This window comes from Planctomicrobium stercoris, assembly GCF_051465655.1.
Classification (GTDB): Bacteria; Planctomycetota; Planctomycetia; order Planctomycetales; family Planctomycetaceae; genus Planctomicrobium.
Genome location: NZ_CP195791.1, coordinates 4,648,468 through 4,661,734 on the forward strand (window position 1 = coordinate 4,648,468; position 13,267 = coordinate 4,661,734).

Below are 13,267 nucleotides of genomic sequence, written 5' to 3' on the forward strand. Positions count from 1 at the left end.
GAGTCATCTGGCCATCGTGCTGCGAGTAAGATTCTTTATCACCTCTGCATGTTTGTTGCTGACAGAACCGAAGATTTAGGAAGTAAGGGCAAGATTCCTCTTAAACACGGGCATATCTTGAGGACCTTTCAAGAAGTTTTCACTGTCCCGCAAAACCGACGAGAGTTAAATAAACTCGTGGCGAGGCTCGACCGAGAAAGGTGGGTCGTTTACGCTCGGATTTCGTCAGAATCAAATTTGCCGAATGATTGGGTAACGATCGGTAAATCTAAGCTCAGGCTCCGCCTAACAGCCCGTTGAAAATCGTCCCTTCGCTTGACAGGTCTGGTAGATTGCCGGTGGTTGAGTTTTCAGGCATTCAGGGAGGGTGGTCCATGGCGTTGGGGAAGCGGGAGCAGTCGCAGCAGCAGGAGTTCTGGACTCCGACAGCGAATCTCTCCAGAGGACCGGGGCATGTCTTTTATGACAAGCTCAATCAGGTGCTGGCCAAGGCGGGATTCGACAAGGTTCTCGAGGACCTCTGCTCCCCGTATTATGCCAGCACAGGTCGCATGTCGATCCCTCCGGGCGTCTATTTCCGCATGCTGCTGGTCGGGTACTTTGAAGGGATCGACTCCCAGCGTGGCATCGCCTGGCGCTGCGAAGATTCTCTCTCGCTGCGAAGGTTCCTGGGCATTCCGATGGGGAAAGAGACCCCGGACCACAGCAGCCTGACACGCATTCGTGATCGACTCCCGCTGGAGATTCACCAGCAGGTGTTCCAGCAGGTGCTCAGCATCATCGATGAGCATGGACTTCTCAAGCTGAAATCAACCGGTGTCGACTCCACGTTGCTGGAGGCCAACGCCGCCATGAAAACAATCGTGAGAAAGGACTCGGGAGAAGACTGGAAGGAGTTCCTCAAACGCCTGATGCAGGAGGAAGGGCTGATCGAAGAGGGAGAGACCCCCAGCGACGATGACCTGCGGAAGTTCGATAAAACCCGTCATCAGCAGGGGAAGAAGAAGGTCTCCAATGCCGACTGGGAATCGTCGTCAGACCCCGATTCCCGCATCGTGAAGATGAAAGATGGCCGCACTCATCTGGGCTATAAGGCTGAGCATGTGATCGACCTGGAGAATGAGTTCATCCTCTCCGCCACGGTGTGTCATGGGACGAACAGTGATGCCGGCACGCTCATCGAAAGCGTGGTGAATGCCCAGCAGAACGTGATTCTCGCTGGCAGTCCGGAAGAGATTGAAGAGGTTGCTGCCGACAAGGGGTATCACAAGAACGAGACGATCACGCAGGCCACGCAGCTGGGACTCAGAACGTACATTCCCGAGCCCAATTCACAACACAATCGCACGTGGACGGACAAGCCGGAGGAAGTGCAGCAGGCAGTGCTCAACAACCGCCAGCGCATGAGTCGAGCCAAGGGAAAGGACCTGCAGCGTCAACGCAGCGAGAAGGTCGAACGCAGCTTCGCCCATGTGTGCGAAACCGGCGGAGCGAGACGAACGTGGCTGCGAGGAATTGAGAAGATCAACAAGCGTTACCTGATCGTGGCTGCAGCCAGGAACCTGGGTTTGCTGATGCTCAAGGCGTTCGGCATCGGCAAACCCAGAGGTCTGCAAGGCGGAATCCGGGCCATTCTGGCACTCTGGGGAACCTGCACGCTTCTCTGGGCCGCCCTGAGAAGCTGCCTGCGATCGCTCCAGGCAAGGACAGCTCATCCGATGGCGTTCCGAGACATCAACTGGCAATTGACCCCACAGCGACCACGTACACCCCGGAAACTCCAAATCATGCCAACTTCAACGGGCTGCTAAAGGGCACAACAATGGGCGAAACTGCGTTCAAGCGTTGGGTTAAATCTCAATGCGAGCTTGGTATGGTACGTCAAAAATCGCCAAGATCGAAGTTGGTTAGCGTCCACGCTTCACTTTTGAAGCCGGAAGTCGACAGATAAACGGCGAAAAAACGGCGCAAAAGTCTTTATCCGGCGCTGGCATCAAAGCGTCCAAAAAGCGATTGCCTGTATCTAGATCGTCGCTTTTAATCACTCCATCAGACAGCAATAAGGCTGCTGCAAACGGAGTGAACGCACATGACAACCGCTCAAATTCAAGCCCCTGCCAAGCTGACGCGGGCTGACGCTGCCGAGTATCTGGGACTGCAAAAGTCCACACTGGAAACCTGGGCCAGCTTGGGGCGCGGTCCGAAGTTCTACAAAGCTGGTTCCCGGGTCTGGTATCTGCAGCGCGAGCTTGACCGCTGGATCGATGAGCGATCCACCAACTGCTCATCCGCTTTGGATTCTTAAACGCGGCGACCCCGGGGGCAAACCGGGGCCGGGCGAAATTCTTTCTCTTGTCGTGATGGAGACGACACATTGATTTTATCAGAATCGGACTCTGTGCCAATCCCGGATCCGCACCCTGAACTTGGCGGACCCTTTTTTCCGGAACGGATTCCCCGCTTTTCTGGTGGGAACGGAACGCCACGAACCCCGTCGATCTGGGTCGATGACAGCGAAAACGGCAATTCTCAACCCCGATTGAATTGGTTTGCGCAGTGGCGACTGATTCGAGAGTTGCGGGAAAACGCCGACTTCCGCGCTGATGTGCTAGATGCTCTTGGGCTGACGGGGGTGTCGCGGTGAGAGAGCCAGGCGACGAAAGCGAATATGAAAGCGAGACTGGCGACGGTCTTTCGACCCCGATAGCAGGTAGGCGACGGTCACCGGTGAGGCTTCCGGAGCCGTTCAAGCCACTTCCAGTTGATCGCATTCCGCATCCAGTCAGTGACTATATCCGTGAGTCTTCGGCGGCCATCGGGTGTGACCTGTCAATGGTTGCGCTGCCGATGCTCAGTTCGCTCGCTGCAGCTGTCGGGAATTCTGCTGTCGTCGAAGTGAAATCAACATGGACAGAGCCATTTGTGATCTGGACAGCGACCATTGCAGAGTCCGGAAGCAACAAATCGTCTTCCCTTAATGCGGGGACGTCGTTTGTTGGAGAGCAGCACGATTTGAGCATTAAGCAGAATGCCGATGCTCTCCATATGTTTGAAGAAGAACTTGCCGAATGGGAACGGCAGTGCTCAGGTAAACGCCAGAAACCGCCAAAGCCTAACAGGCCAGTACCACGCCGATTTCAGGTTGGTGATGTCACGACGGAAGCCCTGATCGACATTCTCACCGGAAACCCGCGTGGAGTTCTGGCGAAGTATGACGAACTGGCAGGACTCTTCAAATCGTTCAATCAGTACAAGGGACGCGGTGGATCGGATGTAGCGAATTGGTTGGGAATGTTTCGCGCCGAACCCCTGACCGTTGATCGGAAAGTGAACGGGACCGTTCGTTACATTCCTCGAGCAGCGGTTTCCATTTCTGGAACGATTCAGCCTTCGGTTCTGAAGTCCTGCTTCGAGGGAGAGAACACCGAGAACGGGCTGGCGTCCCGATTCCTGCTTTGCCGTCCACCAGAGTCAGCAAAATGCTGGACTGATGACGTAGTTGATCCCCGCATTGAAAGTGATGTTCGCAATATTTTTCAGGGGCTGTACTCGCTTCCGTGTGGAGAACGTCCCGCGCCAATCCATTTCGATCGAGATGCACTTGCCCTGTTCCGAGAATTCGTGAATGAACACGGTCGTGAAACGGCGGCGGTGGACGGCCATCTGAACCAAGATCAGTACGACGCCGGGGTGGAACGGGCTGCAGCACGTCGTCAGGACGCGGAGAAGGAGGAGTACGAAAACTCACCCGCAGGCATCATGGCGAAGGAAATGGAAGAGTTCGGCGAACGACTCCGGGAATCAACGCAGACGGCAGAAGAGAAATTCGCCGACCAGATGGCCAAGATCGGGCAGGCATTCCACGCCGGGTCCATCACAGCGGATACCGCCAAGCGAGCCTTGGAAGCTGCTCAGCAGGATCTGGACGCGGACCGGAAGCGAATTGAAGACGAACAGAAGCGGAAGGAAAAGGAAATCCGGGATGCTCAGATCGAGAGTATCAACAAAGTTGCCGACCGGAAAAGGAAGCTGGCAGGCGGTGTGACCGGCGATGCTCGCGAGAAAGCGGAAGATGAAGCGTTGCGTTCTCAATACGAATCGCTGAATGCAACAGGGAACAAGTCCGAAGCCTTTGACGTTCTCTCGGAATACGTCAGCCGTCTAAGTGGCCGGGCTGAGAGTCTGTCCGAGGACATGAAAGAAAACAGCGGCGAACGAATTCTGACCAGTTCGGCGCGCGAGGCCATGATGGGGCTGGGGACATCCGGGACCGTCGATCAGGAGATCCTGAAGAAGTCCGAAGACAACAACCGCGAACTGGTGAAGATGAACGAGACAATGACCCAGCTTTACCGCGAGTTGACGGAATAGGGAGTACAGACACATGGCAACGACATACTTGACCTGGAGTGAATCGGTTTCGCCGAATCGACTCGAGGTAGAGGCGATTGTCGAAGGAGCGGAATCGTATCAGGACGCAGTGAACGCCATCGTTGAAGGTCTACCCGCAACGATTGGCTCGATGCAGCTTTCGAATATCTCCAAGATGGATCGGATTCCGGGGAACCCGAATTCTTGGCGAGTGATGACCGTGTACGCCATCAACAAGGCGAAGGAGAACAATGGAGAACTGGCATCCGGGGAATTCGAGTTCGCGTTCTCGTCATCACGACAGACTATCAAGAGAACCGTTGCCTACGAAACCCGGCACATCTTTGTCGATCCCGAAGAAGGCGTGGTCGAAACCAACATCTCCAGCAGCAATCTGATCGGTTACAACAAGAAAACCGGTCAGATCAACGGAGTGGACGAACCGGAGTATCTGAACGCGTTTCGCTGGAAGGTCGCTGTTCCGTTTTCCACGGCGTCAGAGTCATGGAGACGATCGACCGGAAAGCTGCGCGGCTCGCTGAATCAGAATCCATTCTTCGGCTACGAGGCTCGCACTGTCCTTTTTGAAGACATCACCGGCAACGTGAAGGCAGACGGACTGTATGTGCTGGATCTGTCGTTCTCCCAGAAGGACCACGAGGAAGACGTGGTCATCGGCGGAATCGAAGTCGGAACGGTGGAAGCATGGGATCACATCGACGTGCCGAAGCCGGATTTGCAGGTTGAAACTGTTGCGGGAAAATCGAGGCTTTTACCGTTTCTGAATGAAGTCAAGATCCATCGCGTGAAGGTGGCGAAAGACTGGTCATTGATTGCAGGCATTCTGGCCATGGGGGAATGAGGATGGACATCGACACTTTTCACGTCCACCTACCCGTTTACGTAGGGAAAGGTGGCCACGGGAATTTCCTGCTGTTTCGCAACAATGGCGAGATGTACGGGGAAGTCTTCGAATCGGAAGACATCGCGCGTGACGTGATGCACCGGCATACCAAGGGGGGAACCTTCACACTCTTCCCCATTCGTGAACCTGAAGCACTTCAGAACTACCTGCAGGGACTCTACCAGCAGGGGGCTGCCATGCTCCGCTATCACTTCAGCGATCCGGAAACCGGCGAATACAAGGCCGTCCAGATGGAAACAGCCGCGACACTCTCCCAGATGGAAGCATGAAGGCAGTTCAGGCCGGTTGCCACGATGGCAGCCCCAGGATCGCCTGCATCGCGTCGGAAGGGGCCGGGATGACCTGAGGGAGGACCGGGAAACCTTCCGGTAAATTTGCCGGAAGGTTCAAAAGGTAATTTTTACCTTTTGAATTATTGCCACTTTTCTCAATGTTCTGGCGAGTTTTTGGGCCGGACCCCTTCTGGGAGTACCAAAAACTACGAACAGCTTTGGTTCCACTGAAGCGGCTGACCCTACGAAAAATTTTACGTAGGATTGCAACCCGTGTATCAAACTCGCCCGGTCACTTCCGCTTCGGCTTGTCTGCTTGTTCTTCCAACTGGCGGGCAGCTGCATCATCAAGTTGAATCCGGATCCAATCCGTGAGGGTCCGACGATCTGCAGCGGCAGCGCGTTCCCAGACTGTCTTTTGGGAATCCTCGCAGCGAATGTTCACCTGAATGGACTTGCTCATGAAGAATACGGATATCCAGCGGAACCAACACATTCAATACGCTTGACTCCCATATGATAGCAGGTGTATAACACATGCTACACGGCAGCCGTTCCGGTCGAGGGGATGACAGCCGACAATTCGATTCATGGACCTACGTCCGGATACGCCTGCATTTGTGCTGCTCGACCCAGCCGCTTGCAGGCGTTTTTCTTTGGGCTGAGGAGGACAGCCGGAGCCGGGTAAGAAGGGCGCATGAAAAAAGCCGGTCGCATGGTGCAACCGGCTCATCACTGAACAGCTTGCCGGAAACTTTCTCAGGGCTTCGGCAGGCCACCTAAAGGAATTGTCCCATGAATTGGAACGTAACACAACCCCCGGTCACACAATCCGAAATCGATTCTCTGCCAACGGTCCAAACGCCAGAAAAATTGGTGCTTCCGGATGAGTGGCCAGACTTTACGAACACTCCCCCGGACAGCATCAAGCTGGTGGTTTCTTTGGCGGGAGGTCCGGAACCGACATCGGCGAACGCGATTCCCGGTGCAATCACTACGGCCATGCCTCGGGAGCTGGCAACCTATCTCGCGGTAGAACTGAATCGGGAGACGTTGCACGATGACAAGTGCGACATCTGGCATTTGGTTGCCGTTGGGCGTGGGCTGACTGGGAAAGGCTACTGCGTCGTCCGGGTGAGAATGCCGTCTGGCTGGAGACCTGAACATGAGTATTCGACTCCCCCGTCCGAAGAAACCGGGCTGATGAACACTGAAGTTCGAATGAGCGTGAAGCGGTTCAATCAGGTGCAGCTGAATTCCGGGGGCCAGGTGCGATTCTGGCAACTGTTCATCAAGCCGCTGGAGTATCCGAAGCTGGCCAATCATCAGGACCTGAATGTGATGGAGGCACGGGCCGTTGAGCATTTCCAGCAGGCTCTGGCCTGTGCTGTTGCCGTCGAGAAAACCCGGAGCGGTGCATTGAACCTCAAAATCGATCCGGGCGTCACAGACGTGATCTGGAGCCACGAGAGGGAAGGTTATGCGGGACTGGCCAAGCGGCTGCGTCTCATTGCCAGCAAGTTCCTGAACGCGGCTGAGAAGATCCTGCCCGCACGGGTGACCGCGCCGTCATTGTCTGCGGTCGAGCCGAATTCCCGTCTCATCCGAGTGGGTGACCGGCAGGACGTGCATTTGCTGGTCGACGGTGTTCGCAGCGACGAGGAAGCATTCCAGCGAGCCCGGGAAACGCTGTCCATCTCCGGCGTCTGATCTGCATTCTTTCTCTTCTCGCGCATCCATCGCCCCCGTGAACGCTCAGGCCGGATCGGGGGCATTCACCCAAAGGAACATTCTCATGATCGATTTTGCAACTGCTGCCACGGTTCGCCCTGAGATCCCGACAACGTTTCCCAAAGAGGGCGATTTTGACCACATTCGGGTTTCTGCTCCCGATGCGTTTCTGATGTTCGCGGCACTCCCTGCAGGCCGGTTCATCCGTAGTGGTTATTGGAATGAACTGTACGAAGAACAGCAGCAGTTTGTTCGAGATTCGCTCGCCTCACGTGGATTGACGCTGTATGACCGTGGCGACGGCATGCTGGTGACAGAGGCCAAGTACGTCGAGTCAGCAGCTCACATGCACTGCATGTGTCAGGACCGGTTCGAATTCATGATCAGTGATGACGGTCGCATTTTTGGGGAAGACCACATCGTCCTGTCCGTGATCAACGTCGATTCGAAGACCGAGGCGCGGAAGATCCTCAAAAAGTTCGTGAAGTTCGTTCAGGAACACGGGCTGGAAATCTACTGAAGCTCCCAACTTTCTCGCCCCCGGTGGTTCGCTGCCGGGGGGGGTGTTTTCATAAAGGAACATTCCCATGATCGCATTCTCAGAGTCTCCCTGCCCTCCCGCGTTCGCAGGCTGCAGCGTCATGAGCAGGGGGAACGACCGCTTCACGTTCGACAACGTGCCGACGCTGCCAGCGTCAGTGCGAGACAAGTTCACCACGTTCCACGGTGGCAGCATCGACAAGGCCGAATTCGACGCACTCCCGGAGCAGGACCAGCAGCAGATTTACGCTGTGCTGGAGTCAGAGCACCGGGCGTTCTTCCTGCAGCCAGCGAGCAAGAATGCACCGGCTCGCTACGTGACGGCTTCGGCAGACTACCTGGGCAACCCGGAAGTGGCGATTTTCTTTCAGGACCGGAACACGCAGGATTTCGTGATTCCCCACGATGACCACCGAGTCCGCCACTGTGCAGAGATCGGCTTCCGGGTTCACAACGCGAAGAACCGGACGGAAGCCAAACGCATGCTGCGGGACTTCCTGCAGGACATGCTGAGAATCGGTTTCCACGTTTACTGACCATCGGTTGGCGACGATGGTATTTTGTCCCCCGGGTGGCGTTTGGCGACGCTCCCGGGGGCCTTTTTTGTGCGCCACGCCTCATTTTCACGGCAGTTGCTCAGTGTGCAAGTGAACTGACCGGCTTTTTGTTTTGTAGCGCATGCGTAGCGCAATCGCCGATCTGGCTGAATCTCACCGCATAAAAAGGCCCCATAAACAAAAAAACCCGGAAACAGCGAGTCCTAGGGGGGCGGAGGACTACAAGCTATTTCCGGGGGCGATGAGCTCTCTTTTTTGCGAAGGCTGCTCACCCTGCCTTCGATGGGCGGGAAGGTATGGAACTGCTCAAATCTGGTCAAGACGGCTTTTCATGATTCTTTTTGCAGCATCCCCGAAGAAGTAACTTTCGATCCCCGTGGGGTGTTTTCTGAGATGCGCCCGGCGAAGATGAAGCTGTAAGACACTGAGGCAGAACGACTTACACATTGAGCTTCAGGCTAAAACCCCTGTCGGCGGATATTGCCGGTGTGTCGAAAGGTGCGCGGGGCTGCTTACTGAAGCTAGAGCCCGGCTGCGGATATTCGACTCAGACTTGCCGGATTTTTTCAGGTGCCTCGAGCAGGAGGAAATTCAAACCAGAAGAGTGAGTCTCGCGAATATGTGTCTCTCCGGCGACGGTCAACACAACTTTCGAGCGTAGAATCACCCGCAATCGCCGTCACACTCCCCTGAGGCAGGGGCTGGAAGCGGGGCATCGCCGGAAAACCGAGCTAAAGGCAGTCTGAGTCGCACCGGGTCTGAAGTGCGATTGCGGTCCCGTGCAGCGAAGTGAGTTGTCACGGACCTTTGCTGTCAGAATCAGCTCCCGCTTTTTTTCCAGGCAATGATGTCATCCAGGATCTCTCCCAGTGACAGTGAGGGCTTCTTGCCGATCGCGGCTGCCAGTCGCGAAACGTCGGGAACGCGGCGGCGGACATCCTCGAAATCATTTCCGTAGGCGTCCTTGTACTCGACGTGCTTGATCTCCACTTCGGGATTCACGCGTCGAATTACTTCCTGGGCAAGCTGCAGGACCGAAACATCCTGATCGCTGCCGATGTTGAAGATCCGTCCGACGGCGTCGTCGGACTCTGTCAGACTGATGATGCATTCAACGACTTCTTTGACGTGAGCGAAGCAGCGAACCTGCTTACCATCGTCGTAGACCACGACCGGGCCCCCGTTGAGGGCCTGATCGACGAAGCGAGGGATGACCATGCCGTAGTTGCCGACCTGCCGGGGACCGACCACATTGAAAAACCGGCCGATCACCACGGGAAGCTGGTATTTTCCGTGGTAGGCCAGCGACAGGAATTCGTCGATCGCCTTGGAGCATCCGTACGCCCAGCGGGGTCGTGAGGTCGGTCCGAAATGCAGGTCGTCCTCTTCCGTCCAGCGTTCTTTCGGGTTCTTTCCGTAGACTTCACTGGTCGAAGCGAGGAAGAAACGGCAACCGCGGAGGGCCGATTGCCGAAGCAGGCACTCCGTCGGATAGATATTGGTTTCAATGGTCCGCACTGGATCTTTCGCCACCAGTTGAACACCCACAGCGGCTGCCAGGTGATAAACGACATCGACCCCCTGCACAGCTTCAGTCAGGAGGAGCTGGTCGGTGATGGACCCCTTGATGAGGGTCAGGCGGGGATGGTCCTTCACCTTGCTGAGATTGTCCGCTCGACCGGTCGAAAAGTCGTCGACCACGCGGACGTCGTGCCCGAGTTCCAGAAGCCGTTCGGTGAGATGACTGCCAATAAATCCGGCGCCGCCGGTGACGAGACACTGAGCCATGAGACGCCTTGTCGGCAGAATAGGAACTTTAGAGAAGAGCAGTGGATACCTGGAGGCGGGTTCACCCGTTCGCAGCCGATCGGCCACGATGATCGGCGATGCGCCGGACTTTCCCACCGGTTGCATGGTGACAGGTCAGCGAACGGACGTCCACTCTTCAAGCGGCCGCTGTGTCGGAATCGTCATCGGGAGAGGGATAGCCAAATCTCTCGTAGACTTCCCGGCAGCGGAGATACACCTGCTGCCGCCAGTGGAGGTCCGGGCGGAACTTGTTTTTCTTGTATTCCTTGTGGTCCTCGAGCTTTGGTTCCAGACGTCTACGAACCTCGTCAAATCCCCCCAGGTTCAGCTCGGAGTAGAGCCGCTGGAGTTCTGACATCGGATCGGCGGAGAGATCTTCGTATTTGACTTCAGCCAGATTTCCGGCGGGGATCAGGTGCTTGTCCCGTTCGTACGCCTGAAACGCTTCCAGATAAGTCTCGATGATGCTGTTTTCCGGATCCGGGTGATAAGGGCTTCCTAGCGTGTTTTCCCCGATGAGGGTGGATCGCAGGTGCAGCGTCGAATTGAAGACGTCGAACGGATGCCGGTTGATGTAGATGAATTTCGCCCGCGGAAACAGCTCCAGAAGCTGTTTGACACGATAGGTGTGTGACGGGGACTTCATGATCAGCGGCTTGCGGTGACGCACCGTCAGCTTCTTCATGAACAGCTTCATGGTGTCGAACCAGAGCTTGCGATCTTCCGCCGGGAGTTCGTCGATGCGGAAGGACCGGGTCCATTCCTGCAGATCGAACGGTCGCAGGGGCAATGTGTATGGCGAGACCAGACACATGGTGCAGATGGCAAACTCGTCTTCCTGAGGCACCTGCCAGTGTGCCTCCATGTTGTCCATGGGACGGGACTTCGGGACCATCCAACCGGTCAGACGGGTGTTGATGGTTTCTGAAGCCAGAAAGTGCCAGGGAAAGATGGTTTCGTACAGCGTGGGATACGCGTATCGCGGGTCCAGGGAGAGCAGATTGTGGAGAAGGGTCGTCCCGCTGCGCCAATATCCGAGCACAAAAACTGGCTCGGGGTGAATTTCCGCGTCGGCCACCTTCCGGCCAAAGAGGACGTTCTCGACGAGGGACATCGTCGAGTTGTAGGCGCCGAAAAACGGCATCAGACCGATTTGCTTCCAGCGTGACCAACGCAGGCTCGGTTTGAGCTGCATCAGCTTGTACATGGTCGAGAGTTTCATCCCGTGATACAGGATGAGCCCCCCTTGCGAAGTCCTTTTCGGCTTATTTTCGGAACCTGTCATTGCGCCTTCTGTCGTTCACCTGCAAAGTGGGTTTGCTGGTTGCCTGGAGGTCTTCCGTTTCACTTCCATTCGCAATTTACGATGACTTCGCGCAATGGGCAACTGGAAGTGTCGGTTTATTGCAAATGTACCGACAGAGACGGGATTCCGGAAGATGACGGTGAGTCGGAATCTGCCGGCGTGTGGCGGGAATGCATGGTGAATTTTGGCAACGATTCCGGCCTTCCCCAGACCCGCAAACTTCCCCGGTTCCATAGTTAGAAGAATCAGAACGGGAGGAGATTCTGCGCGGTGCGGAATTCCCGTTCGAACTGAAATTCCGGAAGCCAGAGTCGCCGGCGTGCTCGGTTATTACCTTTTTCTGCTCGCGAACGCATTGCTGTTTGTACGGCCGCAGGAGGTCTTCCCCTCCCTGGGGAACCTGCAGCTGTACCTGCCCTGCATTCTTGGAGCATTCCTGTTTTCTCTGCAGGACCTGCACAATCAGGTCCGGTGGAAAACCATGATGCAGCAGCCAGTGAACCTGTGCGTGCTGGGGGTGACTCTCGCCATCCTGATGTCCCGTCTCGCAACGGGTAATTTCTTTCATCTGGACGTCAGCCTGATCGGGATGCTGAAGGTCGTTGTCTATTACCTGGTGCTGGTCTCCGTCCTGACGACCCCCTTACGGCTGCGTTACTTTCTGATGTCGACCGCGATCTGTTCAACCTTGATGATCGCCTACAGCGTGGTTGATTACCGTGCGTTCCGTGATTACTGGACGGACAACCCGGAATTCTACGAGGTGCTCGAGCGGGAGCGGGGCCTGGATCCTTCTGAACGGACCACGCTGCGTCATATTCCCGACAGAAATGGCGTCAACGTCTACGGAGATGAGATCTGGTTCTTCCGCCTGTGCGGGCTGGGGGTGTTTCATGACCCCAATGACATCTCGCTTTTGATCGTGGCGACGTGCATTATTTCGGTCTACTTTCTGACCGACCCAACGCTGTCGATCCTGCGTGTCCTGTGGTTGATCCCGCTGGCGATCATGTCGGTCGCCATGTACTACACCTACTCCCGCGGAGGACTGCTCGCGCTGGGAGTGGGGATGATGGCCTGGCTATGCTGCAAATACGGGACAAAAGTCGCCATCGCCATCGGCATCATGGGGGCGATGACCGTCCCGGTGATGCTGGGGCGGGCTGGTAAAATTGATATCTCCGAAGGCACAGGGCAGCAGCGTGTGCAGCTGTGGGCAGACGGACTGGCAGCCATTCGCAGTACCCGCTTCTTCTTCGGAATCGGAGAAGGGGTCTACCCCGACGTTGCTGGGCACGTCGCCCACAATTCCTTTGTGCATGCCTTTGTTGAACTGGGATTCTTTGGGGGAACGCTGTTCTTCGGTTGCTTCTTCCTCCCCGCATTCACGTTCTTTCTGATGAAGCGGTATCGCTTTCAGATCGAAGATCCGGAACTGCGGCGCATGTTCCCGTACATTGCAGCCATCCTCGCCGAGTGGTGTATGGGGATGTGTTCGCTCTCCCGGTGTTACGTTCCTCCGACGTACATGGTCTGCGGAACCGCAGCTGCGTTTATCAACCTTGTCGGCTTCTATCGCACCAACCCCAGGCCGTTGCTGCGGCTGACCCCTCGTGTGATCAAGCCCTGGGTCACGTGCAGTGCCTGTCTCCTGGCGGGTGCGTACGTTTTTGTCCGCATTTTTGCCCGCTGGAGCTGACCAGCCTGAGCCAGACCGTATCACAGAGAATCCTGAAGCGAATCCAGATCAGAAAGT

Annotated in this window: 12 protein-coding genes; 9 read left to right on the top strand and 3 right to left on the bottom strand. The window is 56.0% G+C overall.

The features are described from left to right. The first annotated feature begins 374 nt into the window (after positions 1-374). From SH661x_RS18620 to SH661x_RS18640, 5 genes are all read left to right on the top strand, one after another. Positions 375-1,811 (top strand): transposase, encoded by a 1,437-nt coding sequence (locus SH661x_RS18620; protein ID WP_437224651.1) that lies wholly within the window; start codon positions 375-377, stop codon positions 1,809-1,811. A gap of 278 nt (positions 1,812-2,089) precedes the next feature. Continuing rightward, entirely contained in the window at positions 2,090-2,305 is a 216-nt protein-coding gene (locus SH661x_RS18625; protein ID WP_437224654.1) for a helix-turn-helix transcriptional regulator, read from the top strand. A gap of 527 nt (positions 2,306-2,832) precedes the next feature. Further along, positions 2,833-4,371, top strand: a complete 1,539-nt coding sequence (locus tag SH661x_RS18630; protein ID WP_437224656.1) for a DUF3987 domain-containing protein — start codon at positions 2,833-2,835, stop codon at positions 4,369-4,371. A gap of 13 nt (positions 4,372-4,384) precedes the next feature. Beyond that, positions 4,385-5,233 (top strand): hypothetical protein, encoded by an 849-nt coding sequence (locus SH661x_RS18635; RefSeq protein ID WP_437224658.1) that lies wholly within the window; start codon positions 4,385-4,387, stop codon positions 5,231-5,233. Between the two features lie 2 nt (positions 5,234-5,235). Continuing rightward, complete coding sequence (locus SH661x_RS18640) at positions 5,236-5,565, top strand: hypothetical protein (RefSeq protein ID WP_437224660.1); 330 nt, start codon at positions 5,236-5,238, stop codon at positions 5,563-5,565. A gap of 295 nt (positions 5,566-5,860) precedes the next feature. Here the strand turns inward: SH661x_RS18640 and SH661x_RS18645 are convergent, their stop codons facing one another. After that, entirely contained in the window at positions 5,861-6,031 is a 171-nt protein-coding gene (locus SH661x_RS18645) for a type II toxin -antitoxin system TacA 1-like antitoxin (protein ID WP_437224663.1), read from the bottom strand. Between the two features lie 332 nt (positions 6,032-6,363). Here SH661x_RS18645 and SH661x_RS18650 point away from each other — a divergent pair, with 332 nt between their 5' ends. From SH661x_RS18650 to SH661x_RS18660, 3 genes are all read left to right on the top strand, one after another. After that, positions 6,364-7,278 carry a hypothetical protein gene (locus SH661x_RS18650; RefSeq protein ID WP_437224665.1) on the top strand — a complete coding sequence of 305 codons (915 nt, stop codon included), beginning with the start codon at positions 6,364-6,366 and terminating at the stop codon, positions 7,276-7,278. An 85-nt stretch (positions 7,279-7,363) separates the two neighbouring features. After that, positions 7,364-7,819, top strand: coding sequence for a hypothetical protein (locus tag SH661x_RS18655; RefSeq protein ID WP_437224668.1), 456 nt, complete (start codon positions 7,364-7,366; stop codon positions 7,817-7,819). A gap of 67 nt (positions 7,820-7,886) precedes the next feature. Beyond that, entirely contained in the window at positions 7,887-8,375 is a 489-nt protein-coding gene (locus tag SH661x_RS18660) for a hypothetical protein (RefSeq protein ID WP_437224671.1), read from the top strand. Positions 8,376-9,215: 840 nt separating this feature from the next. On the opposite strand, the gene SH661x_RS18665 is transcribed toward SH661x_RS18660, so the two are convergent. After that, positions 9,216-10,184, bottom strand: a complete 969-nt coding sequence (locus SH661x_RS18665; RefSeq protein WP_437224673.1) for an NAD-dependent epimerase/dehydratase family protein — start codon at positions 10,182-10,184, stop codon at positions 9,216-9,218. A 157-nt stretch (positions 10,185-10,341) separates the two neighbouring features. Continuing rightward, entirely contained in the window at positions 10,342-11,490 is a 1,149-nt protein-coding gene (locus tag SH661x_RS18670; protein ID WP_437224676.1) for a sulfotransferase family protein, read from the bottom strand. A 340-nt stretch (positions 11,491-11,830) separates the two neighbouring features. Here SH661x_RS18670 and SH661x_RS18675 point away from each other — a divergent pair, with 340 nt between their 5' ends. Continuing rightward, positions 11,831-13,210 carry an O-antigen ligase family protein gene (locus tag SH661x_RS18675; RefSeq protein WP_437224679.1) on the top strand — a complete coding sequence of 460 codons (1,380 nt, stop codon included), beginning with the start codon at positions 11,831-11,833 and terminating at the stop codon, positions 13,208-13,210. Positions 13,211-13,267: the final 57 nt, after the last annotated feature.

What these genes read in the sequence shown, in the direction of transcription:
- SH661x_RS18620 (WP_437224651.1), top strand. Translation starts at nt 375, where the DNA reads ATGGCGTTGGGGAAGCGGGAGCAGTCGCAGCAGCAGGAGTTCTGGACT.
- SH661x_RS18625 (WP_437224654.1), top strand. Translation starts at nt 2,090, where the DNA reads ATGACAACCGCTCAAATTCAAGCCCCTGCCAAGCTGACGCGGGCTGAC.
- SH661x_RS18630 (WP_437224656.1), top strand. Translation starts at nt 2,833, where the DNA reads ATGGTTGCGCTGCCGATGCTCAGTTCGCTCGCTGCAGCTGTCGGGAAT.
- SH661x_RS18635 (WP_437224658.1), top strand. Translation starts at nt 4,385, where the DNA reads ATGGCAACGACATACTTGACCTGGAGTGAATCGGTTTCGCCGAATCGA.
- SH661x_RS18640 (WP_437224660.1), top strand. Translation starts at nt 5,236, where the DNA reads ATGGACATCGACACTTTTCACGTCCACCTACCCGTTTACGTAGGGAAA.
- SH661x_RS18645 (WP_437224663.1), bottom strand. Translation starts at nt 6,031, where the DNA reads ATGAGCAAGTCCATTCAGGTGAACATTCGCTGCGAGGATTCCCAAAAG.
- SH661x_RS18650 (WP_437224665.1), top strand. Translation starts at nt 6,364, where the DNA reads ATGAATTGGAACGTAACACAACCCCCGGTCACACAATCCGAAATCGAT.
- SH661x_RS18655 (WP_437224668.1), top strand. Translation starts at nt 7,364, where the DNA reads ATGATCGATTTTGCAACTGCTGCCACGGTTCGCCCTGAGATCCCGACA.
- SH661x_RS18660 (WP_437224671.1), top strand. Translation starts at nt 7,887, where the DNA reads ATGATCGCATTCTCAGAGTCTCCCTGCCCTCCCGCGTTCGCAGGCTGC.
- SH661x_RS18665 (WP_437224673.1), bottom strand. Translation starts at nt 10,184, where the DNA reads ATGGCTCAGTGTCTCGTCACCGGCGGCGCCGGATTTATTGGCAGTCAT.
- SH661x_RS18670 (WP_437224676.1), bottom strand. Translation starts at nt 11,490, where the DNA reads ATGACAGGTTCCGAAAATAAGCCGAAAAGGACTTCGCAAGGGGGGCTC.